Origin of the sequence: Bacillus songklensis (assembly GCF_042649685.1) — a bacterium.
GTDB classification, from domain to species: Bacteria; Bacillota; Bacilli; order Bacillales; family Bacillaceae_H; genus Bacillus_BA; species Bacillus_BA songklensis.
In genome coordinates, this window is the sequence record NZ_JBHRZT010000073.1 from 282148 (window position 1) to 306875 (window position 24728).

21 protein-coding genes and 4 pseudogenes are annotated in these 24728 nt (G+C 41.1%); 23 read left to right on the forward strand and 2 right to left on the reverse strand.

What is annotated here, in order from left to right:
* Positions 1-73 precede the first annotated feature (73 nt).
* The 11 genes and pseudogenes from ACFOU2_RS24530 to ACFOU2_RS24580 all read left to right on the forward strand — a co-directional run bounded on the left by ACFOU2_RS24530 (position 74) and on the right by ACFOU2_RS24580 (position 9752).
* Positions 74-1789 carry a sigma 54-interacting transcriptional regulator gene (locus ACFOU2_RS24530; protein ID WP_377918953.1) on the forward strand — a complete coding sequence of 572 codons (1716 nt, stop codon included), beginning with the start codon at positions 74-76 and terminating at the stop codon, positions 1787-1789.
* Positions 1790-2111: 322 nt separating this feature from the next.
* Entirely contained in the window at positions 2112-3683 is a 1572-nt protein-coding gene (locus tag ACFOU2_RS24535) for an AMP-binding protein (RefSeq protein ID WP_377919175.1), read from the forward strand.
* 32 nt (positions 3684-3715) lie between these two features.
* The gene (locus ACFOU2_RS24540; RefSeq protein WP_377918954.1) at positions 3716-3889 is read left to right on the forward strand and encodes a hypothetical protein; all 174 of its coding nucleotides are present in this window, start codon (positions 3716-3718) and stop codon (positions 3887-3889) included.
* Positions 3890-4121: 232 nt separating this feature from the next.
* Positions 4122-5597 carry a GntP family permease gene (locus tag ACFOU2_RS24545; RefSeq protein ID WP_377918955.1) on the forward strand — a complete coding sequence of 492 codons (1476 nt, stop codon included), beginning with the start codon at positions 4122-4124 and terminating at the stop codon, positions 5595-5597.
* A gap of 225 nt (positions 5598-5822) precedes the next feature.
* Positions 5823-6029 (forward strand): annotated as a pseudogene (locus ACFOU2_RS24550) (flagellin N-terminal helical domain-containing protein); the annotation flags it as partial.
* 338 nt (positions 6030-6367) lie between these two features.
* Positions 6368-6457: pseudogene (locus tag ACFOU2_RS24555) on the forward strand (flagellin N-terminal helical domain-containing protein); the annotation flags it as partial.
* A 1074-nt stretch (positions 6458-7531) separates the two neighbouring features.
* Positions 7532-7699: pseudogene (locus ACFOU2_RS24560) on the forward strand (flagellin); the annotation flags it as partial.
* A 357-nt stretch (positions 7700-8056) separates the two neighbouring features.
* Positions 8057-8170 (forward strand): annotated as a pseudogene (locus tag ACFOU2_RS24565) (flagellin); the annotation flags it as partial.
* Between the two features lie 455 nt (positions 8171-8625).
* Complete coding sequence (locus tag ACFOU2_RS24570) at positions 8626-8865, forward strand: hypothetical protein (protein ID WP_377918956.1); 240 nt, start codon at positions 8626-8628, stop codon at positions 8863-8865.
* 23 nt (positions 8866-8888) lie between these two features.
* On the forward strand, positions 8889-9101 hold the full coding sequence (locus ACFOU2_RS24575) for a putative motility protein (RefSeq protein ID WP_377918957.1): 213 nt from the start codon (positions 8889-8891) through the stop codon (positions 9099-9101).
* Positions 9102-9383: 282 nt separating this feature from the next.
* Complete coding sequence (locus tag ACFOU2_RS24580) at positions 9384-9752, forward strand: JAB domain-containing protein (RefSeq protein ID WP_377918958.1); 369 nt, start codon at positions 9384-9386, stop codon at positions 9750-9752.
* A gap of 59 nt (positions 9753-9811) precedes the next feature.
* On the opposite strand, the gene ACFOU2_RS24585 is transcribed toward ACFOU2_RS24580, so the two are convergent.
* Complete coding sequence (locus tag ACFOU2_RS24585; protein ID WP_377918959.1) at positions 9812-10765, reverse strand: endonuclease; 954 nt, start codon at positions 10763-10765, stop codon at positions 9812-9814.
* A 203-nt stretch (positions 10766-10968) separates the two neighbouring features.
* Between ACFOU2_RS24585 and flaG the strand changes: the two genes are divergently transcribed.
* The 8 genes from flaG to ACFOU2_RS24625 all read left to right on the forward strand — a co-directional run bounded on the left by flaG (position 10969) and on the right by ACFOU2_RS24625 (position 17335).
* Positions 10969-11307: a flagellar protein FlaG gene (flaG, locus tag ACFOU2_RS24590; protein WP_377918960.1), complete on the forward strand. Its 339-nt coding sequence runs from the start codon at positions 10969-10971 to the stop codon at positions 11305-11307.
* 16 nt (positions 11308-11323) lie between these two features.
* Positions 11324-13453, forward strand: coding sequence for a flagellar filament capping protein FliD (gene fliD, locus ACFOU2_RS24595; protein WP_377918961.1), 2130 nt, complete (start codon positions 11324-11326; stop codon positions 13451-13453).
* A 15-nt stretch (positions 13454-13468) separates the two neighbouring features.
* The gene (fliS, locus tag ACFOU2_RS24600; protein ID WP_377918962.1) at positions 13469-13867 is read left to right on the forward strand and encodes a flagellar export chaperone FliS; all 399 of its coding nucleotides are present in this window, start codon (positions 13469-13471) and stop codon (positions 13865-13867) included.
* Positions 13867-14217 (forward strand): flagellar protein FliT, encoded by a 351-nt coding sequence (locus ACFOU2_RS24605; RefSeq protein ID WP_377918963.1) that lies wholly within the window; start codon positions 13867-13869, stop codon positions 14215-14217. Before fliS ends, ACFOU2_RS24605 begins: the two co-directional genes overlap by 1 nt.
* A 9-nt stretch (positions 14218-14226) precedes the next feature.
* Positions 14227-14613, forward strand: coding sequence for a hypothetical protein (locus ACFOU2_RS24610; RefSeq protein ID WP_377918964.1), 387 nt, complete (start codon positions 14227-14229; stop codon positions 14611-14613).
* Between the two features lie 756 nt (positions 14614-15369).
* Entirely contained in the window at positions 15370-15924 is a 555-nt protein-coding gene (hpf, locus tag ACFOU2_RS24615) for a ribosome hibernation-promoting factor, HPF/YfiA family (protein WP_377918965.1), read from the forward strand.
* Between the two features lie 162 nt (positions 15925-16086).
* Positions 16087-16647 (forward strand): sigma-70 family RNA polymerase sigma factor, encoded by a 561-nt coding sequence (locus tag ACFOU2_RS24620; RefSeq protein WP_377918966.1) that lies wholly within the window; start codon positions 16087-16089, stop codon positions 16645-16647.
* A complete protein-coding gene (locus ACFOU2_RS24625; RefSeq protein WP_377918967.1) occupies positions 16637-17335 on the forward strand; it encodes a DUF3600 domain-containing protein in 699 nt (232 codons plus the stop codon). The genes ACFOU2_RS24620 and ACFOU2_RS24625 overlap by 11 nt, the downstream gene beginning before the upstream one ends.
* A 76-nt stretch (positions 17336-17411) precedes the next feature.
* Here the strand turns inward: ACFOU2_RS24625 and ACFOU2_RS24630 are convergent, their stop codons facing one another.
* A complete protein-coding gene (locus tag ACFOU2_RS24630; protein WP_377918968.1) occupies positions 17412-18497 on the reverse strand; it encodes an HD-GYP domain-containing protein in 1086 nt (361 codons plus the stop codon).
* A gap of 298 nt (positions 18498-18795) precedes the next feature.
* Between ACFOU2_RS24630 and secA the strand changes: the two genes are divergently transcribed.
* The 4 genes from secA to cccB all read left to right on the forward strand — a co-directional run bounded on the left by secA (position 18796) and on the right by cccB (position 24335).
* The gene (secA, locus tag ACFOU2_RS24635) at positions 18796-21306 is read left to right on the forward strand and encodes a preprotein translocase subunit SecA (RefSeq protein ID WP_377918970.1); all 2511 of its coding nucleotides are present in this window, start codon (positions 18796-18798) and stop codon (positions 21304-21306) included.
* A gap of 382 nt (positions 21307-21688) precedes the next feature.
* Positions 21689-22790 (forward strand): peptide chain release factor 2 gene (prfB, locus tag ACFOU2_RS24640; RefSeq protein ID WP_377918971.1). Its coding sequence is split into 2 segments (ribosomal slippage): positions 21689-21760 and positions 21762-22790, totalling 1101 coding nucleotides; the frame shifts between segments, so codons are not numbered across the junction.
* A 159-nt stretch (positions 22791-22949) separates the two neighbouring features.
* Entirely contained in the window at positions 22950-23813 is an 864-nt protein-coding gene (locus ACFOU2_RS24645; protein WP_377918972.1) for a YitT family protein, read from the forward strand.
* Between the two features lie 192 nt (positions 23814-24005).
* A complete protein-coding gene (gene cccB / locus ACFOU2_RS24650) occupies positions 24006-24335 on the forward strand; it encodes a cytochrome c551 (protein WP_377918973.1) in 330 nt (109 codons plus the stop codon).
* Positions 24336-24728: the final 393 nt, after the last annotated feature.

A 24728-nucleotide genomic window follows, 5' to 3' on the forward strand; every position in this document is an offset into this window, starting at 1 on the left:
ATCGGGACTTTCTAGAGAAATTCTTACATTATGGCGGTGGAAGCTGGCAACTTTAGAAGGAGGTTGATTGGAAATGCAAGCCGGCCAAAAGGTAGATTTACAATCTGGTATTCATATTCTTCAAGCTATCAATAGTGAAATTCTTATGGTAGATCGTAAAGGAATAGTGGTTTTTTGTAACCAATCAGTATGTAATACGTTAAAAAAACAAAAGGATGAAATAATTGGTCACGCTATAACAGCTATCCTTCCGATTGATATTCCGGATTTATCTACGGTAAATAGTGATACGGATATGAGCTATGAGTTGAATATTGATGATCGAACTTTTATTCTAAATCAATCGCCGATATATGAAAAAGCAGAACTTGTTGGAGCGGTCATCACTTTTCAAAATGTTACAAGTGACAGGGTATCTATAGATGGTTTAAAACAAACGATAGAAAAGTATGAAAATGCTCTAAATTTACTGTCTGAATGTATTTTAGGTGTTGATGAGCGAGGAAACGTGACTTTTATTAGTTGTTCCTATGCCCAATTACTGGGAATCGATAATCCCCAATCTGTTATTGGCAAACATTGTACAGAGGTTGTTGAAAACACAAGAATGCATATAGTGATTCAAACAGGACAGGCCGAAATAGGTCATATACAGCGTATAGGCAATAAGAATGTTATTGCGACTCGAATTCCGATTACTAAAGAAGGGAAAAGTGTAGGTGCCATCGGAAAGATTGTGTTTCATGATCTTCATGAGTTAAAAGTATTAGCTAATCGGATTCATACAATGGAATCAAAGCTAGAGTATTACCAAAAAGAGTTAAAGCGCATTCAAGGGGCTAAATATTCCTTCCAAAGTATTGTAGGCAATAGCGAAAGGATAAAAGAAGTAAAAAATAATGCGATAAAGGTAGCTAAAAGCCGGTCTACCGTTTTAATTAGAGGAGAAACCGGAACAGGAAAAGAGTTGTTTGCTCATGCCATTCATCTTGCCAGCCCCCGTTCAGAAGGTCCATTTATTCGTCTGAATTGTGCCGCTATCCCTAGAGGACTATTAGAAGCAGAATTATTTGGATATGAAGATGGTGCATTTACCGGGGCAAAAAAAGGCGGCAGGCCGGGAAAATTTGAATTGGCCCAAAACGGAACATTATTCTTAGACGAGATTGGTGATATGCCATTAGGCATGCAGGCTAAATTGTTGCGTGTGTTGCAGGAAAAGGAGTTTGAAAGAGTTGGCGGTACAAAAGTGAGACGAGTTGATGTTCGCTTTATCGCAGCGACCAATCAAGATTTATGGGAAATGACACGTCAAGGAAAGTTTAGAGAAGATTTGTATTATAGATTGAATGTATTCATGATAGATATCCCGCCGTTGAGAGAAAGAAAAGAAGATATTATTCCTATCACCAATTTTCTAATTGATAAATTGAATACTGAATTAGGAAGTAATATCATTTCCATAGATGAAAAAGTAATCCGGATATTTATGGAGTACGATTGGCCGGGGAATGTGAGGGAATTGGAAAATATACTAGAACGATCTATGAATGTACTTGAGGAAAATACGATTCAAGTACATCATCTACCTGTTTATTTGAGAAAGAGGTGGGAGAATGAACAGGGTGATGATGCCGTTCTTTCATTACAGAAGGAAGTAGAAATGGCTGAAAAAAGGGCTATTATAAAAGCGTTGGAGAAAGTATCGGGCAACAAACAAGAGGCAGCTAACCTTCTTGGGATTCACCGGGCAAGTCTGTATAGAAAGATTGAAAAATATAACCTATGAAAAAATTGAAAGGGGGCGAATAGCCCCCTTTTTGTTGCAAATATGCGAAGGTTGTCGCGATCATGCGAATTTAGTGGTATCAATATTTTGCTGGTTATTTGTCGCAAATATGCGAATTAAAACTAAGGGAACCTATATGAATAGAGTCTAACTGCCTTTTAAAAAAGGGTTTGACTTCATTTAAAACATTGGCATCATTCTTGCATCCTAATAAGTCAGAAAAAGTAGAAAAATGGTACAGATATTTGAAAAAAGAAGGGATATTTGTCCAATGGGGAAAGGGGAGCTTGGTTTGGAGAACTTAAACTTGGCACAGTTTTTAATGCGAAGGATTGAAAAAACACCAGATAAGGTATATCTGCAATTTGAGCAGCAAAGGATCACTTATGAAGAACTTTATAATCGGATAGCCAAAACGGCAGCAGGGTTCCATGAACTAGGTATTCGTAAAGGTGATAAGGTTTGTGTGATGTTAAATAATTCTCCTGAATACCTTGATGTTTGGTTTGGATTATCATTTTTAGGGGCAATCCTTGTTCCGCTAAATGTTCATTTGAAAGGGGAAGGATTGCGATATATTCTATCACATTCTGATTGTAAAGCTATTGTAGTAGATAAGGGGTTTATCAACCAAATTGCTCCTTGTCTTTCCTCTTTGTCAAAAGAGATTAAGGTTATTATTCAAGGGAAAAATGATAGCGTTATCATAAATGAAAATGGTGCAGAGATTTCTACGATCAATCTAGAAGGATTATTGAAAAACAATAATCAATACTTACCTAATATCACCATTTCTCAAGAAGCTATTAATAGCATTCTTTATACCTCGGGGACAACAGGCTTGCCCAAGGGGGTCATGTTAAGTCATGCCGCTTATGTCAATTCTGCCCAGGCATTTGCTGATCGTATGATTCATGCCCGATCAGAGGATATCCTTTTTACAACGTTACCTTTATTTCATATCAATGCGCAGGCCCATACGACACTAGGCGCTATTCATGCTAATGCCACGATTGCAATGAGTAAGAAGTTTAGTGCGTCACGATTTTGGGATGAAATCCGGTTTCATGGAGCAACCATATTTAATTCCTTAGGTTCTATGATTCCTATACTATGCAAACAACCGGAAAGAGAGGATGATGATAACAATCCCGCAAGGATTACAGCATGCGCCGCTACACCAAAGGAATTTTGGAGGCGTTTTGAAGAACGATTCGGAGTCAAAATCGTCGAAGGATATGGATTAACGGAGACAACTGGTTTTTGTGTATCGAACCCATTGGAGGCAAATCGTGTTTCATCGATTGGCAAACCCTTTCCCTATGTGGATACGAAGGTTATTGACGAAAATGGAAACCACCTGCCGCCGGGAGGGATTGGCGAGATACTAATCCGACCTTTGGAACCGCATTGCTTAATGGAAGGATATTATAAAATGCCAGAAAAGACAGAAGAGGCTATGGAGGATGGATGGTTTCATACAGGAGATCGCGGATATGAGGATGAAGATGGATATCTTTATTTCTGTGATCGCCTGAAACAATGTATTAGACGCCGCGGAGAGAATATTTCTTCCTGGGAGATTGAAAAAGTTGCAGATGATCATCCGAAAGTGCTCGAATCTGCGGCCGTTGGTGTTCCTTCAGAAGTTGGGGAAGAGGATGTAAAGCTTTATATTGTCCTCAAGAAGGGGGAAACCATGACTTATGAAGAGGTCATCGATTGGTGTGAAGAACGAATGGCCTACTTCATGGTTCCGCGTTATGTTCAATATGTTGAATCTTTTCCAAAAACAGCAACAGAGCGCATACAAAAGTTCAAATTAAAGGAAGAGGGAATCGGGACTGCCTGGGATCGTGAAAAGGCAGGCTATTTATTGAAAAATAATGTTTGAAAATTATAACTATTGGAAAGGACGGGATTTTTATGGCCCATGAACATGTAGTCCGTTGGCTTAAAGAAGATGGAATCGCTACAGTTACGATTGATAATCCACCGGTTAACACTTTAAGTGTTGATGTCATAACACAATTGACAGAAGTGATTGAGGAAGTAGAACGTGACCCGGAGGTGATCGTGGTTCGAAGCATATTCAACTAAATATTTGTTATTCTCCGAACGACCCTGTCTAATTCATTGTCTATCAGGATGGAGTAACAGACTTCATTTGATTCTAAACAGAGGAAATGTGATGGGGGAATCCAAAGTGACAGAAGAATGTACACTTTCTCTAACCGGATAACTATAAAACAAAAAGGCTGCGATTCTGACGACTTTCCAACAAGGGATAACAAAATAATAAACGCTGATGTAAAGGAGAAAAGTATAAAATATGGATATAATTGTTATTTTAATTGCGCTTGGATTACTTATGTTTTTCGCTTATCGAGGCTTTTCTGTTATCCTTTTTGCCCCATTATGTGCTTTGTTTGCCGTATTTTTAACGGATCCAGGATATGTGCTGCCTTTCTTTTCTAATATTTTCATGGATAAGTTGGTTGGTTTTGTCAAATTATACTTCCCGGTTTTTTTATTGGGTGCTATCTTTGGTAAATTGGTTGAAGTCACCGGTGTCGCAGAAAAAATAGCTAAGATTATTGTCCGCTTTATCGGTGCGAAACGGGCGATTCTGGCTATTGTGCTAATGGGGGCAATCCTGACTTATAGCGGTGTAAGTTTGTTTGTTGCCGTGTTTGCCATTTATCCGTTTGCGGCCCAATTATTTCGTGAAGCCAATATTCCAAAACGTTTAATTCCTGCGACCATTGCATTTAGTGCTTTTACCTTTTCTATGGATTCTCTCCCGGGATCTCCGCAAATTCAGAATGTTATTCCGACTACGTTCTTTAAAACCGACATTTATGCTGCACCAATGCTGGGAATTATCGGGGCACTATTTATCTTCACACTTGGCATGCTGTACTTAGATAGATGCCGGCGCAAGGCGATTGCTAGCGGTGAGGGGTATTATGGAAAAGGAGATATGGCTATTGAAATAGCGGCGGCTAAATCGGAAATGGCAGCAGCTAAATCGGAAATGGCAGCCAGTAGTGCGATGGCTGCACCTTCAGTTATGGCGTCTGGAGAAGCTGTAACAGGAAAAGATTGGATAGCATTCCTTCCATTGCTGTTAGTTGGTGTGATGAATAAGTTTTTTACGGAGTCTATTCCTCAGTGGTATGCAAACGGGTTCGATTTTACGGTTATCGGCTTAAAAGATTATGGAAATGTGGATATGTCCAAGGTGGTTGGTATTTGGTCCGTAGAACTGGCTCTTGTTATCGGGATATTGGCTACAATCTTGTTGAACTTTAAAGCAGTGAGACTGAATTTCAACTCCAGCATTAGCATCGGTGTCAGCGGTTCGCTTCTTGCTACCATGAACACCGCAGCCGAGTATGGATTTGGAGGAGTGATTGCATCTTTACCGGGATTTACGGCAGTACAAGATGCTCTTACCGGAATGTTTACGAACCCGTTAATTAATGGAGCCGTAATGACCAATATTTTGTGCGGAATCACTGGTTCAGGATCCGGAGGTATGAGTATTACGTTAAGCTTGATGGCGGAGAAGTATGTAGAAGCAGCTGCTGCATTTAATATTCCATTGGAGGTCTTACACCGTGTAATCGCAATGGCAGCAGGTGGATTGGATACTTTGCCTCATAATGGCGCTGTTATCACCTTACTTGCGGTTACAGGACTGACTCATCGCCAAGCTTATAAAGATATCTTTGCCATTACCCTGATTAAAACAATGGCTGTATTCTTTGTAATCGGTATCTACGTAACTTTTTCAATTGTATAACTTTAAGTTCAACTCTAGTATCGTTCGTCCAGAGATGATATGTAAGTAAGGAATATTCAATAACACTCCACTGTCTAAAAATTTTTTCTCCTTCCTCTATAAAAAATACAGAACCATGTCGATATAACTACTGTAAACATCCTCTACAAAAAGGCGGCCGACTTTGAGTACAGGATGAAGAAATCCACAAGGACGTGGAGAGGAACATTCAAGGAGGAAAACGAAATGAGAATCAATCATAACATTGCGGCACTTAACACGTATCGTCAGTTGAACAGTGCTGCAGGCGCTCAATCAAAATCTATGGAGAAATTATCTTCAGGTCTTCGCATCAACCGTGCTGGTGATGATGCAGCTGGTCTTGCTATTTCTGAAAAAATGCGTGGGCAAATTCGTGGGTTAGACCAAGCATCTCGTAACGCACAAGACGGTAAACTAGAAATGCCGCGCTAAGCAGCAATGTTTAGCTGAAAACTCCGTGAATTCGGTGGAACCCCAAACCAGCTATTATGTGGATGGTGGGCAATACCGAGCCAAGCCTAATGAATCGGTAAAATGTAGTTAGGAAGGTGTGACGGTCAGGTGGTGAGGAACCGTACCGATAACCCACCCACGAGCGCGGGGCACCCAATACTGGGTGAAGATATGACCTGAACTTTATGGAAACATAAAGAAGCAGTGGATAAAAAGCCATTGCGATAACATATTTGATTTCAATGATTCAAACAGCAGAAGGTGCTTTAAACGAAACACACTCAATTCTACAACGTATGCGTGAATTATCAGTACAATCTGCTAATGACTCTAATACTGATGCTGACCGTGCATCAATCCAAACTGAAATTAGCCAATTAAAAGATGAAGTTGACCGCATTGGTAATACTACAGAGTTTAATACAAAGAAATTAATTGATGGTTCTATCGGTCAGAAAAAACTTGCAGGTTCTGACAATGCAGCAGTTATTAGCTCTGCACTTGGAAAAGAAACAGCAGCAGTTGCTACTAGTGTTTCTGCCTTAGCAACAGGTGATATCACGGCTTCCGGCGCTACAACTCTTAACCTAAAAATAGATGGAGCAAATATTGACGTAGCATTAGATGGGGATGCATATGCAGCATTTGATGATACAAGTAATATTGATTCAGCTGCTTATGCTACTAAATTGCAAGAAGACATTAATAAAGCCATTGCTGATTATAACAAAGCAAATGAAACTAGTATTGCTAATGTTACAGTAACTGCTAGTAGTGCTCAAAATGGGTCTATCAGCATTAAATCTGGCTCATTAGGTCAAACATCTACTGTAGAAATTACGAGTAATGCAGCATCTGCAGCTTTAGGTCTAACAGATGCGAGTGATGGCAGTGATACAGTTTCTGCAACTGGTTCTGAAGGCATTTTAAGCGCTTCGGGAGCAGGAAATGTAAGTGCAGTTGCTTCATTAACAGGTACTGATGCAAAAATGACATTTACTGTTGATGGTAAAGACATTGCTATTGACTTTACTTATGACGGTTCAGACAATTTAGGTAATGCAACTGATGCAACTCAAACAGCTGTAGGTTCATTGACAGCAGGTACGGACCCAATTTCAACTGTAGCTACTGCTTTACAAACAGATTTAAATAATGCAATTGCAAATTATAATAAAAGTGTACCAACATCGGAACAAGTAGCTGATGTAAAAGTATCTGTAAAAGATGGAGCTCTTGTAGTTGAAAGTGGCTCTAATAAAGCAACAAGTAGTATTAAATTCGACAATAGTGAAGCTGCTCAATTATTAGGTTTAGCTAAACAAAGCAGTGCTACTCAAGGTGGCGGAGTCGATTTCCAAATTGGTGCTAACCAAACCCAAACAATGAAAGTTACTGTAGAAGATATGCGTACTGATGCTTTAGGAATTAAAGATATTGACTTATCAACTAAAGAAGGTGCACAGGACGCTATTACTAAAATTAATGATGCAATTGAAAAAGTATCGACTCAACGTTCAAATCTTGGTGCATTCCAAAACCGTTTAGAACACACAATCAACAACTTAGGAACATCTTCTGAAAACTTAACTGCTGCGGAATCTCGTATCCGTGACGTAGATTATGCTTTAGCTGCCTAGCCAGTAACAAGCACAGTCGTCCTAGCTGGTAACGGCTAGAGATTACAATCGGGTGAATTGCTGGAAAACCCTTAGAGCTTTTCTTGCCACAACGTAGTTGGAAACGACAAGCGTGATGGTTTGAAAAAAGAAAAGATTGGGCAATCAGCAGCCAAGCTCCTGTCTCGAAAGAGTGGAGAAGGTTCAACGACTAGGATAGACCATCTAAAAGCTAAGCTCAAGATGATGAAATCCATAGGTGAAACAATGGTCATCAGCATTGTGAATCCGAAGTGCCCGACCCCTACTAGAATGCTAGAGGGTGAAGATATAGTCTAGTCATTTATGAAAGTAAATGTTCGCACGATGGCGAAAGAAATGATGGCACAAACTAAGAATTCTATTCTTTCTCAAGCAGCACAAGCAATGTTGGCTCAATCGAATCAAATGCCACAAGGAGTTTTACAACTCTTGAGATAATTGATGAGAAGGGCGTCTAGCTTGGTAACGAGCTAGAGTATAACTGGGTGAATTGCTGGAACTTCCTAAAGCTTCATCAACCACAACGTAACTGGAAACGGTAAGCGTGAAGGTGTGAAAATGATGAGGATGAAACAATGGATAATCAGCAGCCAAGCTCCTGTGAGGAAACTCTGGAGAAGGTTCAACGACTAGAGAACACGGTCTAAGGCGAAAGCTATGGCTATGAATCCCGTAGGGCAGTAAAAGCTGTTCGAAGTGCCCAGCTCCATGAAAAACATGGATGAAGATATAGTCTATTCTGTCATTGAAAGATACAGTCGCAAAGCAAGCGAACCAACAACCACAAGGAGTTCTACAACTTCTTCGTTAATTTTAGATATGAAAGAGGCTCTAGATTTTCTAGAGTCTCTTTTCATATAAGACAGTACAAAGCTGTTTGATAGGAGGAATGAATGGATAAAGAAGAGCAGGAACATAAACAGTTTCTTGAACAACAGCTTGAGTGGTGTAAAAAACACGATCGTATCTTAGAAGAGATAGAAATGAAGCTTCATGGAATGAAAAAAATAGCTCAATACGCTCTCGATCATGAACTTACTGCAATAGAAACTGATCAGTTGAATGGTCAATTGAACGAATTGAAAAGAGAAGTGCATTTTTTAGAAAAGCAGTTATATTCTGTTGTCCATTAGAAATAGAAAGGGAAGTGTTTTTCATGGATATAGCACTAATGTCAATGGCACTAAGTCAAGGACAAGTTCAACAACAAGTTCAACAACAAGCTTCAATGTCAGTTATGAAGATGGCAATGGGAAATGCTGAACAGCAAGGAGAGGCTCTTCAGAAGTTGATGGGTACTACTGATGCAACAGCGATCCAGCACGCTGCCCAGCCACATTTGGGCGGAAACATTGATTTGAAATTGTAAAGGGAATATTCAAGAGCAGCCAAGCTGAGGCTGCCCTTTTTCTTTTTGGGGCAAATGGGGAAAGTGGATTGTGCTCCAAAAGCCCACCTGCTCGCAACTAATGTGCCTAGAAACTGCAAAAGAATCATACGTAACCAGTAACAACAGGATATTCAGATATATATTATAATCATAGAATGTACGTTTGTTCCATGGACACTAAATGTTCAAGAAAACAAGCAATCTAAGACTCTACTTCGATCATCGGAGTAGGGGCTATTTCTATTTTAGGAGGAATGTAACATGACAAAATATGATTACACAGAACAGTTGCGCTTGCCATTTACGGAAGTAGTGCAGGAAGAGAGGAATCAACCAGCAAAGTGTGTGAACATTGTTTTACTCAAGGTTGTCCGAGAATCTAGTATTCTTTACAAAGAATGTAAGGTGAGATTGCCAGAAGATGCTTACCAGTTACTAAAGTCATTCTTAGTCGATTCAGACCGAGAACAACTAATCCTACTTACACTTGACACTAAATCACAGCCAACTGCCATTCACACGGTTAGTGTTGGGACCTTGAACTCTAGTTTAGTTCATCCTATGGAGGTGATGAAGGTTCCAATTCTAAGCAATAGTGCTTCCATCATTGTAGCTCATAACCCACCCTAGCCAAGATCCAAAACCAAGCTGAGAAGATAGTAAAGTAACAAATCAGTTAATCATACATATTAATTAGACTTTTTCCTGATAAAACAAAGATGCACAAGTTGACTTATCTGAAGCCCTGTGATTTTTTGACACTTATCTAATAAAACCATTTGATGTCTATTTAAGCGAATTTGATAGCCTTTTACATTTCTTTTATCTGGAAATAGTGATCGAAAAACATTGTTAAATAATTGATGATAAGAACTAGTAATGGATAGTGAGCTATAAATCATGGGTAGTAATTTCAAGCTGTCGTATATATCCTGGGTAGGCTTATTTAACTGCAGACTATATGGCAAATAAATAGTTGTTCTTTTAAAGGGCGGAAACGTTTTTTCTTGGAACGAGATGTGTATTTTTCTATACATGCTTTGATGGATAAAAGGTTTTACAATACTTAAAAAGTAATAGATTTGTGATTGGTCATAGAGGAGGAGACGGTTTTGACTATCTAGTGAAAAAGTTAAATGGAATCTTTGTTTCATTATTTGAATTAGGGTTTGATTCTCTATTTCTGTAAAGGAATCTGTAGATAAGATAATTTTCTTAGGCTTTCCATCTTGTGTGTTCAAATGACCATCATCTTGGTACCACCAGGCAAGACAAAGTGGATTTAGATGATTTTCTATTAGCTCAAAAGGAAGCTTCTTTTTATTGTCTGGATACCATAATTCTTTAAGTAGGGATGCTTCTTCACATACATATGACTGCACATAAAAGCTCTCTGTGAATCCTTGTTTGACTCTGGTATCTAAGGTTTTAGAATATTTAGGCGCAGACAGAGGAAGATAGGATTTTAATTGCTCATAACAATAAAAACACCATTCCTTATCATGAGTAGTGTGTAAAAAGCGAAAACGTGGCTGTCGTGTCTTTTGTATCGCCATATTTCCATCACCCAGTAATTTGCCTGTCAGCATGCTTAATGCCGTATTAGGTAATAAACTTCTAATCCTCCTGATTTTTCCCTCCATTTTTAATACTCCTTTGAAATAACGTTTAAGAACATTCGTTCTATATCTATTATAACTCTCTATCCTCTTACTGGAAAGGATAGGAATGTAAAATCGATAGGTCCAATGACATGTATTTTTTCAATAAAGAGAAGAAAGATAAAGGTTTCCTTAAATCATCCGATATTATAACCAAAAGAGTTGTATCGATAGGAGGACTTTCTATGATTGAAAAACTTTCCTCATCAACATCGATCTCTTACAGCTCAGATATTACGAAGAAAGTAAATCTACAAGAAAATAAAGCGAAAGAAGTTAATAAAGAAGAGAAAGAGTTAAACAAAGAGCAACTAGAAGAGGTGATAAAAAGTCTTAATGAGTTTGTGCAGCCAACCCATACATCCATTCAATTTGAACTGCATGAAGAGTCTCAAAAGTATTATGTGAAAGTGGTTGACCTTAATACAAATGAGACAATTAGGGAGATTCCTTCTAAAAAGATGTTGGATATTTACGCGGCAATGACTCAATTCCTAGGGTTAATGTTCGATCAAAAAATTTAGCGGTGGTGAGTAAAAGATGCGTATTGGCGGTTTAGCCAGCGGAATGGATATAGATTCTTTGGTAGCCGATTTAATGAAGGCAGAAAGAATGCCTCTAGATAAAATTAAACAGAAGAAGCAAGTATTAGAATGGCAGCGGGATGATTATAGAGCTATGAATACGCTGCTTCTAAATTTTCGTACAGAACTTACACAAATGAAATTAACAACAAAGTACCGTGTTCGTAGTGTGTCATCGACAAATGAAGAGCGTGTATCAGCAACAGCGAGTAGCGCAGCCTCTATGTCATCTTATTCAATATCAAACGTAAAACAGTTAGCGAGTGCTGCAACTAGACTTAATGAAGGGGAGATTTCCGGCGGAACAAAGATTGATTCTGCCAAGTCTCTGTATAGTCAAAAAGACAATCTGGCGAATGATAGCACTGCCGGAGTTTTTAGATGGTCAAATGGAGTGGTGGGGACTAAAAGTATTACGGTAGATTCTGATAATCAAAACATATTCTCTCTTGAATTAGGAACAAATGAGAAAATCCTTGCATCAGAAATGAATAATATGACAGTAAAGGTAGATGGCAAAGCATATAATATTGTTGCAAACGAAGCTGACTTACTTAACTCAGATCAAGTATTTCTCAGTGCAACAGGAACATTAAAATTTAAGGATCCTTTAACAAAAAATAGTGTTGTGAAAGTTGACTATGTTACAGACCAAAAAGTCGAGTCTAAGACATTGACAGATCCAATAACAGAGTGGCAAGTAAGCAATGGGGCGTTGGTATCTGATTTAAAACTCAACGTCACAACCAACGGGGTAACGAAAACCTATGGGGTTAGTGGAGCTCCAACTCCAACTCCGGACACAGATGGCTTTATCAATCTTGTGAATATTGCTGATTCTAATGATGTTATAGGTAAAATCAACTTAGAAACTGGGAAAATTACTTTCACAAATGAACAAGCAAAAGATACAAAACTGGAAATTACTTATAAACAAGAATATGCCGCATTTAATATTACTTCCCATACATCCAAAGGACCTGTAACTGAAAAGTTTTTGGTTGAAGGAACGGATTCGTTGAATACCGTTATTAACAAAGTGAATAGTTCTAATGCAGGAGTTACGATGTTTTATGATTCTTCTTCTGACAGGATTTCGTTAACGCGAACAGAAACAGGGAACTTTCGGGGCAATGATCCAACACCGGCAGCGAATGAATCATATACATATAATCTAATTAATGACGGTGAAATCGAAACAAGTGGTGACTTTATAAACAAACTTTTGAAGTTCTCTGGCGCAACGGAAACAGGTGGGGAAAATGCCATTTTTGAAATAAATGGTCTTGCTACAGAACGTAATTCAAACACATTCGAAATAAATGGAGTTACGTTTACATTAAAACAAACTTTTAGTGATTCACCTGTCAGTTTATCTGTGAAAAATGATTCAGATAAGGTGTTTGAGAATATTAAATCTTTTGTTGATAAATACAATGAACTAATTGGTAAAATTCAAGACAAACTATCTGAAGAACGTTATCGTAGTTATCAACCATTAACAGATGAGCAACGTGAACAATTATCAGATAAGCAACAAGAACAGTGGGAAGAGAAAGCAAAAAGTGGTTTACTCCGCCGTGATCCAATTTTAGCTGGTGTATTATCACAAATGAGAACAGATTTTTATTCGCAGGTCACTAATGATAATGTGTCCCCTCTTTATAATCAATTGGCAGCGATTGGAATCACGACAACGGGCAATTATTTAGAGGGAGGGAAACTGGAAATAAATGAGGCGAAGTTAAAGAAAGCCATTGAAACTGACCCGAGTTCTGTTGAAAATTTGTTCCGCACAGATGGGTTGGCGACTTCTCAAAAGGGCATTACTCAAAGATTATACGATACAGTAAATGCAACAATGGATAAGTTAAAGGAAAGAGCGGGAAATTCTTTCTCGACGAATAAACAATTTACGCTTGGGAAAGAACTTGATAGTATTGATGACCGCATCGACCGCTTCGAAGACCGCCTAACCCAAATCGAAGACCGTTACTGGCGCCAATTCACCGCCATGGAGAAGGCCATCCAGCAATCGAACTCACAATCGATGTATCTCATGCAGCAATTCGGCGGCGGAATGTAAAAGGAGTGAAACAGCATGTCAGTTAATAATCCATACCAAGTCTATCAGCAAAACAGCGTCAATACTGCTTCACCTGGCGAGTTGACGCTCATGCTATATAACGGATGTTTAAAGTTTATGAAGCTGGCTCGTACGGCAATCGAGCAAAAAGATATTCAGACGAAAAACGAGAATCTATTGAAAGCTCAAAAGATCATCCAGGAATTAATGGTCACCTTAAACATGGATGTGGAGATGTCCAAAACGATGATGGCGATGTATGACTATATCAATCGCCGTCTTATTGAGGTTAATATTAAAAACGATTTAGCCATCTTAGACGAGGTAGAAGGCTATGTAACGGAATTCCGCGACACATGGAAGCAAGTCATCCAATTAAACCGTCAAAAGGCTCACCAAGGTGGTCAGGCATAGTGAGTGTGGTTCTGCAAGTTTATGAAATAACAAAGCAATTGTATGAACTCGTCACTATCTCTCCTTCTGGTGAAGAGCGAGATTCCTATATCAGGAGAATAGAAGAATTGCTGGGCCAGCGCCAGCGACTCCTTCCGCAAGTGAAATCTCCTTTTTCAGAGGAGGAAACGAAGCTTGGCCAGGAAATCGTTCAGATGAATCAAGTGATCGATGGACACCTGAAGCAACGTAAAGAAGAAGTGTCCGTCGATATCCGCAAGCTTAAGCAAAAACAGCAAAAAACAAACAAATACATCAATCCGTACGAGAACCTTTCATTCGACGGAACCTTCTATGATAAACGGAAATGAGTGAACAGAATGATGAAACTGGCAGAGCCAAATGTAGAATTAATCCATCGTTATGTGGAGCTTCTTCAATCGATTGAAGAAGGGTTAGAGTATGTGGAAGCAAGTTTTAAAGATTATAGTAAAACAGAGGGAGACCTTGTGCTTGCTGATGTGCTGGATGCACTGGCACAGTTGCAGTCTGCCAATGGCCAGCTTCAAGTGATTTTTGCCGGGAAACAGGAGCTTGTTGGAACCCTGGATCAGTTCAAAGCAGTGATCGATCAATGCTTCCAACTTGAAGGCAAGATGGAGCAGCCGCACGAAAAACAAGAAATTGTGAAGAAATCTATCATTCCTTCTCTCTCAGAATGGAAGCAGCTCATCGAACCACATTTACAACCTTACACTACGCAATAACAAAAACCCCTGCCCAAAACGGCAGGGATTTTTGTTTCTCACCGGTATCCATACCCAGGATAGTAAGGATAATGAGGGTAATGGTGATGTGGATAGTGCGGATAATATGGCGGTCTTGGGCGAGGATAATAACGCTGTTCTTCCTCTAAACGAGCATCATGATAATATTCACTTTGTAATGAGAATAGTTGTAGAGGAATAAAATTTTGATATTGCAAAATACTAACGTCCTCAAAATTTTTAACACTGTATCGTATTCAAATCCCTAACGGATGGAGTCGGTATCACTAAATTATTGCCTATAACCCTTGCCACAGAGGGACTGCACAAAGTTAATCATTAATTTTATATAAATCCAACTTGAGTTTTTAACATTAGTCATCGCTTTTTATCCTGTTCACGATTCTTTTGTTCTTGCCTCTTGAATAAGCGAAAAAGGTTCTCGTATAAGGCTTTGTCAAGAGACCGTAAGGTAGATTGGCAAAGCCTTATGCGTAAATAAATGGACATGGATGTTCTTTATCCATGTCCATTTATTTATGTGGATTTATATAGTCCAAAAAGGCAGGGATTTTCCTGTTTTTAGAGAATATTTGTTTAATACCCGGGCATGAATTGTATTTTCCCTCATAGAATGTGATAACCAGAGAGACATCGTTCAAAGAGTTTTCGGAATTTTTAAACGTTTGGGGAGGGAAATTGTCGGGTATTGTAGAAATAGGTATACATATCCCTTGGATAGGAGGAGTTCAAGTTATGAAGTATAACATTCGTGGCGAAAACATTGAGGTAACTCCAGCAATCAGAGATCATGTAGAGAGAAAATTAAGCAAGTTAGAGCGTTATTTCGATCAAGAAATCGATGCCGATGTACATGTGAATTTGAAAGTATACAACAACAAACAAAAAATAGAAGTGACGATTCCGATGACGCACTTAGTTCTTCGCGCAGAGGAAGCCCATGAGGATTTATATGCAGCAACCGATCTTGTCGTTGATAAATTAGAACGCCAAATCCGTAAACATAAAACAAAAGTAAACCGCAAATTGCGTGAAAGAGACGCAGTGAAATATGTGTTCAGAGGCGTAGAAGAAGAGAGTGCGGCGACTGTTGTTCAAGATGAAGAGGATGAGTTGGAAGTGGTGCGTAACAAGCGCTTCGACTTAAAACCGATGGACAGCGAGGAAGCGATCTTGCAAATGAACATGCTGGGCCATAGCTTCTTCGTCTTCACAAACGCTGAAACGAATGCGACAAACGTGGTGTATCGCCGTAAAGACGGCCGCTATGGGTTAATTGAGCCAAACTGAAGAGTTGAATATTAAGGTTAGTCGCAACCAGTGGCTGGCTGACACCAAAACCTGACTTCACCTCATGAGGGAAGTCAGGTTTTTTTGTTGTTAAAAGAACTGAACCTTTTGATCCATGGGAGCGAATTATAGAGTGAAAGAAATATCAGAGGAGGTGAAAGTATGACGGAAGAAGAGATCAGACGGTCTATCAGCCGGGCGATAAACGGTGACAAGGATGCTTTTGAAATGATCTACTTGCATACAAGGGATGACGTATACAGGACGGTTTCGTTTTTACTGTCCAATCGGGACGATGTCCATGATGTCGTGAATGAAATCTATATAGGGTTGTGGAAGTCTTTGGCTCAGTATGATCAAACCCGTCCGTTTCGCAGCTGGCTGCATGGACTCATCATTCGCCAGGTGCAAGATTGGCGGCGGAAAATTTGGAGAAGGTGGCGCCTCAGCAACCGTCACAAAGAAATGGGACTTGAAGAGAAAGATAGTGCCGCGCAGCTGGATATGGAGACGCGTGATGAGCTCATCACAGCCATTCATCATCTTCCATATAAGCTTCGGGTCGTCATCATTTTGCGATATTTTCATGAATACAGCGTTGAAGAGACCGCTTCTTTGTTAAACATCCCGGTCGGAACCGTAAAATCAAGACACCATCTGGCAGTGAAAGAGCTTCGAAAAAAATATGATCAGGAAAGGATGAGAAGTGACTATGTCCTTTGAACATGAGATTCGTGATGAGCTTTATGAGCAGACAAAAGGAATGAGTGTTCCGGCAGAGCTAGATCAACAGATTCGCCAAACGTACGAGCCTTATATAAGGAAAGGTGAAAAGAAAAAGAGGATCAAGCCCATCCTGGCGGCCCTAATGGCAGTTTTTATCGCCGTCCCAACTGCTGCCTTTACGGGTGGGCTGGAGGCAGAAGACATCTACGGATCGTTTAATCAATTGAAGATGAGGGCCATCAATCTCACGATGAATCAATTTTTATTGTTCAACGCCAAATTATCAGTCGCCAAAAGCGAGTTAGGCCTCAAAGAGTATGGTGAATTTAAAGCTGCCCTCAAAACATATGGAGAGGCGAAAATCGAATACGGAAATGAAAATGGGGACATTGATTATACAAAAATGTCTGAAGAAAAAAGAACGGAATTAAAGAGCGTGTTGGCTGTGCTTCAGCCTTACTTTGATCAATTGAATGACGAGAAGTTGACGAACGAGGTGCTGACAGATGAAGAGTTTGATCGTTATTTGGAAGCGGAAATGACACTTGAAACGATCCGGTCGAAAACAGGGCTGCAAATGCTGGATGAAAGCAACGTTCCTGCCGAGTATAAAGAACAGTATGAAGAAGCGATGGGCATTGTCATGGATACGAATGAAAAACGCATATCTGGGCTTCAACCTTAAAGGAATGGAAAAGAGCCTGGTTTCTCACCAAAAATGGAACCAGGCTTTTTCACTTGTCCCGGGTCTTCTCCCGCTATCATGGCAATACTTTCACGATGGTTGTACTCATTTGTGTGCGCAAATCCATCTCATAAGGACGTTGCAGCTCTTCACCACGTGGATTTTTAATGACCCGTACAACCGGGTGAAGGGGAAAATCAGAAAATACGTTGGAGATGACCGCTGTTTCGCCTGTGTTTAATAGAACGGTCGAGGCGACCGGGTACACGGCTACATATTTCAAAAATAGCTTGATGATGTCATAGTCAAATAAGAGATCGCCGGAAGCAGCCAGATACTCGGCTGCTTCTTGGGGAGAATAGCGTTTTCTGTGGTTTCGGGATGAAATTAAGGCATCATACACATCTGCAAGGCCGACAATCCGGGCAAATTCATGAATCCGGTCTTTTTTGAGCCGGCGAGGATAGCCGCTCCCGTCATAACGTTCGTGATGCTGAAGAGCGCAATGGGCGGAAAAAAGGGAGATGTTTCGCTGACGCCGAAGTAGTTGAAAGCCTTTGAAGCAGTGCTCTTCCATGATGGCTCGTTCCGCTTCTGTTAAATTCCCCCGCTTTCTCCACGGTTCCGCAGGGATTTGTGTCATCCCGATATCAAACAAAAGGGCACCGACCCCTAAATCCAGCAGCTTTTCTGTGCTGTATCCTTTGGCAATCCCGATAACGCCGGCAATCGTGGCCACATTGACGGAATGGTGAAAGAGATATCCTTTTGAAAGAAAGAGGTCCGATAAATGAATAAGCAAGCTATCCTGTGTTAAGAGGCAGTCCAACATTTCTTTAAATATGTTTTGATATTCAAGCCCTAAGTCCCGGGACGATATTTTCGTGAGGAAAAGTTTTTTGTCGATGAGACCTGTCATCGTTTCATACACTTTCTTAACGGCCATTTGCCTGACGGTCGGGCTAATAAGAGAGGTGGCTTCAATATCATGTGTGTGCCGATCATCAATGTATACGTATTGCACCCCTTTTATCCTTAGTAAGGAAATATAGGAACTGGTAAGCTTTACCCCTCGACGGAGCAGCCTTGTTCCTTTCACCCCGTATATGTCTGAACCGAGTACGTCTCCGGGATGTACTTGAGAGATGTGTGTTCTTCTCATCGATTTTTTCCCGCCTTTATCTTTTGATATCTATTCATATTTCTATTTCTTATGAGTATTCATCTTGTTTCGTATCAGAAAAGAAGAAACAGCGCTTACATCTCTAAATGGTTTGACACATCAGTTGTCATCCTTAATCAAGCAATGTTACAATCATAGTTAGAGTGCTTTATAATAAAAAGAAGAAATGCAAAAAATGTTTAAATCTCATATTAAATATATAAGTAATAGGAGTGATCCGAAGGGACAGCTTGTTCTTTTGGAACACTATCCATTAACAATAGAGGAGCGTTTTAAAATGCTTGGAATATTAAAAAAAGTATTCGATAGCAATCAACGTCAGGTGAATCGTTTAGAGAAGCTGGCAGATCAAATTGATGCACTGGGTCCGGAGATTGCGAAGTTGAGTGATGACCAGCTTCGTGAAAAAACGGCACAGTTTCAGCAGCGCTATCAAAACGGGGAGTCAGTCGATGACATGTTAGTCGAAGCGTTCGCCGTTGTTCGTGAAGCGGCGAAGCGCGTTCTTGGCATGTATCCATATAAAGTGCAGCTCATGGGGGGGATTGCCCTTCATGAAGGCAACATTTCCGAGATGAAAACAGGTGAAGGTAAAACGTTAACCGCAACCATGCCTGTTTATTTAAACGCCATTACCGGTAAAGGCGTTCACGTCGTGACGGTCAATGAATACTTGGCACGTCGTGACGCGACGGAAATGGGCCGTCTTTATGAGTTTTTAGGTTTGACCGTTGGATTGAACTTAAACAGCTTATCCCGCGAAGAAAAACAAGCGGCCTACAGCGCTGATATTACGTACAGCACGAACAATGAGCTCGGCTTTGACTATTTGCGTGATAACATGGTGCTTTATAAAGAGCAAATGGTACAGCGTCCGCTTCATTATGCGATCATTGACGAGGTCGACTCGATCTTGATCGATGAAGCGCGTACACCGCTGATCATTTCCGGTACCGCTCAAAAATCAACCGCTCTTTACATTCAAGCGAATGCGTTCGTACGTACCCTGCAAAAAGAAAAGGATTATACGTACGATGAAAAAACGAAGAGCGTTCAGTTAACGGAAGACGGTATGTCTAAAGCGGAGCGCGCTTTCGGAATCGAGAACTTATTCGATATTTCACATGTGACGCTTCTTCACCATATCAACCAGGCGTTGAAAGCGCATGTGACGATGCACCGGGATGTCGACTATGTGGTCGATGAAGACAAGGTCGTGATTGTTGACCAATTTACGGGCCGTTTAATGAAAGGCCGCCGCTTTAGTGAAGGGCTTCATCAGGCAATTGAGGCTAAAGAAGGCGTAGAAATCCAAAACGAAAGCATGACACTTGCGACGATTACGTTCCAGAACTATTTCCGTATGTACGAAAAACTCGCAGGTATGACAGGTACAGCCAAAACGGAAGAAGAAGAGTTCCGCAACATTTACAACATGCAGGTTATCGTCATCCCGACAAACCGCGAAATTGCGCGCGATGACAAACCCGATCTTATTTATAAATCGATGGAAGGCAAGTTCCGCGCGGTTGTGGAAGATATCGCAGAGCGTCATAAAAAAGGACAGCCCGTGCTTGTCGGTACGGTAGCGATTGAAACGAGTGAATTGCTTTCAGGATTATTAAAGCGCAAAGGTGTTCCTCACCATGTATTGAATGCGAAGCAGCATGCGAGTGAAGCGCAAATCATCGAGAATGCGGGCCAAAAAGGCGCCGTAACGATTGCGACGAACATGGCAGGACGCGGTACGGACATCAAACTCGGTGAAGGTGTAAAAGAATTGGGAGGCCTGGCTGTTATCGGTACTGAGCGACATGAATCACGCCGTATCGATAATCAGCTTCGCGGTCGTTCCGGTCGTCAAGGAGATCCGGGTGTATCCCAGTTCTACCTTTCCATGGAAGATGAGTTAATGCGCCGCTTCGGCTCTGAAAATATGATGGCCATGATGGATCGCCTCGGCATGGACGATTCCCAGCCGATTCAAAGTAAAATGGTGACAAGAGCAGTAGAATCTGCACAAAAACGCGTTGAGGGCAACAACTTTGATGCCCGTAAACAATTGCTTCAATATGATGACGTTCTTCGCCAGCAGCGTGAAGTCATCTACAAACAGCGCTTTGAAGTACTGGATGCAGAAAACCTTCGCGACATCGTAGAGAAGATGATGGAATCAACGATTCAGCGTGTCGTGGAGGTCAATACTCCGCGTGAAGAGCTGGAAGAAGAATGGAACTTAAAAGCGATCGTGGACTATGTGAACGGCCAATTGCTGGAAGAAGGCGAGCTGGAAGAAAGCGAACTTCGCGGCAAAGAGCCGGAAGAAATGACAGAACTCATTTTCGCGAAAGTGAAAGAGCGCTATGACGAGAAAGAAGAAAGCATGGGCACCGAGCAAATGCGTGAGTTCGAAAAAGTCATCGTTCTTCGTGCCGTCGATTCGAAATGGATGGATCATATCGATGCGATGGATCAGCTGCGCCAAGGTATCCACCTTCGTGCATACGGTCAAATCGATCCGCTTCGTGAATACCAAATGGAAGGGTTCGCGATGTTTGAAAACATGATCGCTTCCATTGAAGAAGAGGTAGCGAACTATATCATGAAGGCGCAAATTCACAATAACCTCGAGCGTCAAGAAGTGGCGCAAGGGCAGGCGGCTGTTCATCCGAAAGAAGGCGACCAGCCAGTGAAGAAAAAGCCGAAAGTCAAAGCGATTGAAGTAGGCCGCAATGACGAATGCATTTGCGGCAGCGGCAAGAAATACAAGAATTGCTGCGGGAAATGATTGAATGCGCGCGAAAGCGCGCATTCAATCATTTTACGAAAGGGACCTTCATGGTAAGATGAGGATCGCCATGGTGAAGTGAGAAGGTCCCTTTCGTAGAAAATAAAAAGAATTCAAGGAACCGCCTTTTCCGATTATGTGGTGTATATACACCGTTTTGGCGAAAAAGGCGGTTTGTTTTGGGAGCTTTTTTCGATTATTATATATAAGTAGCGTAAACTTATCGCATGGAAGATGGCTATGAAATAATCGGTCTTTATTTCTGTTTAACCCTTTTGAATTCGCTAAAAAAGGTTGAAAATCTGACATGGCAAAGAACAGCCATGTCAGATTTTCAATGTGGATTCATATAGATATCAATAAATGCAAGAGGTGGATGTACATGGATTTAGTAGAAATTAAGCAAGAACTTGAAAAAACAGCTAAGCGATTAGCGGACTTTAGGGGGTCTCTTTGACCTCGATGCAAAGCAGGCTCGTATTGACGAGTTGGACGAACGAATGTCAGACCCTTCGTTTTGGGATGATCAGCAAGCGGCACAAACCATTATTAATGAAGCAAATGCGTTAAAAGATGCCGTAAATGAGTTTAACGATTTAAATGACACATATGAAAACTTGCAAGTGTCATATGAACTGATCAAAGAAGAATTCGATGAAGAACTGGCAAACGAGTTGGCGAGTGAGCTGAAGGAATTAACCGCTTCATTAAATAAATTCGAGCTTCAATTATTATTAAGCGAGCCATATGATAAAAACAATGCCATTTTAGAGCTTCATCCGGGTGCGGGCGGTACAGAGTCCCAGGACTGGGGTTCCATGCTTCTTCGCATGTACACTCGCTGGGCGGAGAAAAAAGGCTTTAAAGTGGAAACATTGGATTACCTTCCAGGTGATGAAGCCGGAATTAAGAGCGTCACGCTTTTAATTAAAGGCCATAATGCGTACGGTTATTTAAAAGCAGAAAAAGGCGTTCACCGTTTAGTTCGTATTTCACCGTTCGATTCATCGGGCCGCCGTCATACTTCCTTCGTTTCTTGTGAAGTGATGCCGGAGTTCAACGAGGATATTGAAATCGAAGTGCGTGCGGAAGATTTGAAAATCGATACGTATCGTGCCAGCGGCGCCGGCGGTCAGCACATTAATACGACAGATTCCGCGGTGCGTATTACCCATATTCCGACAAATACAGTGGTCACATGTCAATCCGAGCGTTCACAGATCAAAAACCGTGAACAAGCGATGAAAATGTTAAAAGCGAAATTATATCAGCTTGAACTTGATAAACAGCAGGCTGAATTAGCGGAAATCCGCGGGGAGCAAAAAGAGATCGGCTGGGGAAGCCAAATTCGCTCTTATGTGTTCCACCCATATTCAATGGTGAAAGATCATCGTACAAATACAGAAGTCGGGAACGTGCAAAGTGTGATGGACGGCGATTTGGATCCATTCATTGATGCTTATTTACGTTCACGTTTAGGTTAATAGAGAATCGCAATCGAAGCCAAAATAAGGGTAGTATGACCCTGTTTGGACGGCGAAGCCCATGCATCGGCCATGCATGGGCTTCGTCTCTTTTTACGTGTCTTTTTCAAAATAAAGGATTAAAGGAATAGAGTACATATCGTAACGGAGGATGTTAGTATGAGGCGTAAAGATGGAAAACTTCAGCTGACGAACGCAGAAAAACTGCTGGAGCTGATTTATATTTTGGCGGGCTCTGCCATTGTGGCGCTGGCGTTTAACTTGTTTTTGCTTCCAAACCGTGTTGCATCGGGCGGCGTCAGCGGTATTAGCACGATCTTGGATGCGTTGTTTGGCTGGGAACCGGCTTATGTGCAGTGGGCATTTAATATCCCCCTCTTTATTGCGGGAGTACTCTTGCTCGGAAAACAGTTTGGCGTCAAAACATTAATCGGGACGATTTTCTTGCCGTTTGTGGTGTTTTTATCGAATGATATGGCACCGGCAACGCATGATCCGCTCCTTGGAGCGTTATTCGGGGGAATCGGCGTAGGGCTCGGCCTTGGCCTGGTATTTCGGGGCAAAGCGTCCACGGGAGGGACAGACCTGGCGGCGCAAATTATTCATAAATACACAGGACTTACTCTTGGCCTGTGTGTGGCCCTTATTGATGGACTCATTGTGTTGACCGCCGCCATCGTATTTGATTTGGAAAGGGGCTTGTATGCGCTGATTGGGTTATATGTGACAAGCAAAACGATTGACCTCGTGCAAATTGGAATTCGACGCTCGAAAAACGTTTTGATTATCTCTAAAAAAGAGGAAGAAATCTGTCAAGCGATCCTCAACGACATAGACCGGGGAGTCACTAGACTGCCGGGTGTCGGCGGATATACGGAGACGGAACGTCCGGTTTTGATGGTCGTCGTCGATCAGACAGAGTTCACAAAATTGAAACAAACGGTCAAAAGCATTGACCCGACTGCGTTCGTGATTGTCATGGATGCGACCGACGTGCTCGGGGAGGGTTTTAAGCAAGCATAAGTGGGTTATAATAAAGTGAATCTTTACCCGGTGGGGGATTTTTCATTTTCCGCCAAAGTTAGTTAGATTTATCAAGCTCTTATGGGCAGTTATCCATTGCTTAGTATAGCTGAAAGCGGAGGCTTATGGCCCGTTAGAGCGGGATAAAGAAGGATATGGTCATTATTTCCTTTAATTTAAGGGGGACAGAACGTGAAAAAGAAATGGATGGCATTATTGATTGGAACATCATTGGCATTGGCAGCCTGCGGCGGCGGTGATTCAGCAGAAGAGCAGACAGAAGGCGGCGGTGAAACAGCAAGTGGCGGTGATGCAGAAAAACTATTCCAACAAAGCTGTTCGTCCTGCCATGGACAAAACCTTGAAGGCGGCATGGGTCCGAACCTTCAACAAGTCGGAGGCAAATATTCGAAAGAAGACATCGAGAGCATTATTCAAAATGGCCAAGGTGCCATGCCTAAAGGTGTATTAAAAGGCGAAGATGCTTCCAAAGTGGCTGAATGGCTCGCTTCCAAGAAATAAGAAAGAGCGTACTGCGAAACCGCGAAAGAACAGGGGGGTTCGCAGCACGCCGTTAAATGAATCACCATGCAGAATAAGTTGAAAATCAAGAGACCGTGCGGCGATTCATTTCATAAAGAGATTTTTTAAAATCTAGGGTAAAAGGCCCCGGCTTTTTATGAACCGTCCTTGAAGATGTCAAGAACGGTTCTTTTCTTGATTGAAAGAGTCTTGACAGCAAAGATAACTTTTTTGTTACAAAAGATGACGGAGATCAAGAGACTATGTTCCTGCGTGTGTGTACAAGAAAGCTTCTTTGGAACGATATAATTCATGGTTTTAGACAAAAATCGTCAAATATCTTTAGAAATCAAGCGGGGAAATGCTATAAATTTCCTACCAATGACATATTTG

What these genes read in the sequence shown, in the direction of transcription:
- ACFOU2_RS24620 (WP_377918966.1), top strand. Translation starts at nt 16,087, where the DNA reads ATGACGGAAGAAGAGATCAGACGGTCTATCAGCCGGGCGATAAACGGT.
- ACFOU2_RS24545 (WP_377918955.1), top strand. Translation starts at nt 4,122, where the DNA reads ATGGATATAATTGTTATTTTAATTGCGCTTGGATTACTTATGTTTTTC.
- flaG (WP_377918960.1), top strand. Translation starts at nt 10,969, where the DNA reads ATGATTGAAAAACTTTCCTCATCAACATCGATCTCTTACAGCTCAGAT.
- fliD (WP_377918961.1), top strand. Translation starts at nt 11,324, where the DNA reads ATGCGTATTGGCGGTTTAGCCAGCGGAATGGATATAGATTCTTTGGTA.
- ACFOU2_RS24585 (WP_377918959.1), bottom strand. Translation starts at nt 10,765, where the DNA reads ATGGAGGGAAAAATCAGGAGGATTAGAAGTTTATTACCTAATACGGCA.
- ACFOU2_RS24630 (WP_377918968.1), bottom strand. Translation starts at nt 18,497, where the DNA reads ATGAGAAGAACACACATCTCTCAAGTACATCCCGGAGACGTACTCGGT.
- ACFOU2_RS24645 (WP_377918972.1), top strand. Translation starts at nt 22,950, where the DNA reads ATGAGGCGTAAAGATGGAAAACTTCAGCTGACGAACGCAGAAAAACTG.
- ACFOU2_RS24540 (WP_377918954.1), top strand. Translation starts at nt 3,716, where the DNA reads ATGGCCCATGAACATGTAGTCCGTTGGCTTAAAGAAGATGGAATCGCT.
- ACFOU2_RS24610 (WP_377918964.1), top strand. Translation starts at nt 14,227, where the DNA reads ATGATGAAACTGGCAGAGCCAAATGTAGAATTAATCCATCGTTATGTG.
- ACFOU2_RS24570 (WP_377918956.1), top strand. Translation starts at nt 8,626, where the DNA reads ATGGATAAAGAAGAGCAGGAACATAAACAGTTTCTTGAACAACAGCTT.
- fliS (WP_377918962.1), top strand. Translation starts at nt 13,469, where the DNA reads ATGTCAGTTAATAATCCATACCAAGTCTATCAGCAAAACAGCGTCAAT.
- ACFOU2_RS24575 (WP_377918957.1), top strand. Translation starts at nt 8,889, where the DNA reads ATGGATATAGCACTAATGTCAATGGCACTAAGTCAAGGACAAGTTCAA.
- hpf (WP_377918965.1), top strand. Translation starts at nt 15,370, where the DNA reads ATGAAGTATAACATTCGTGGCGAAAACATTGAGGTAACTCCAGCAATC.
- ACFOU2_RS24580 (WP_377918958.1), top strand. Translation starts at nt 9,384, where the DNA reads ATGACAAAATATGATTACACAGAACAGTTGCGCTTGCCATTTACGGAA.
- ACFOU2_RS24625 (WP_377918967.1), top strand. Translation starts at nt 16,637, where the DNA reads ATGTCCTTTGAACATGAGATTCGTGATGAGCTTTATGAGCAGACAAAA.
- ACFOU2_RS24530 (WP_377918953.1), top strand. Translation starts at nt 74, where the DNA reads ATGCAAGCCGGCCAAAAGGTAGATTTACAATCTGGTATTCATATTCTT.
- ACFOU2_RS24535 (WP_377919175.1), top strand. Translation starts at nt 2,112, where the DNA reads ATGCGAAGGATTGAAAAAACACCAGATAAGGTATATCTGCAATTTGAG.
- secA (WP_377918970.1), top strand. Translation starts at nt 18,796, where the DNA reads ATGCTTGGAATATTAAAAAAAGTATTCGATAGCAATCAACGTCAGGTG.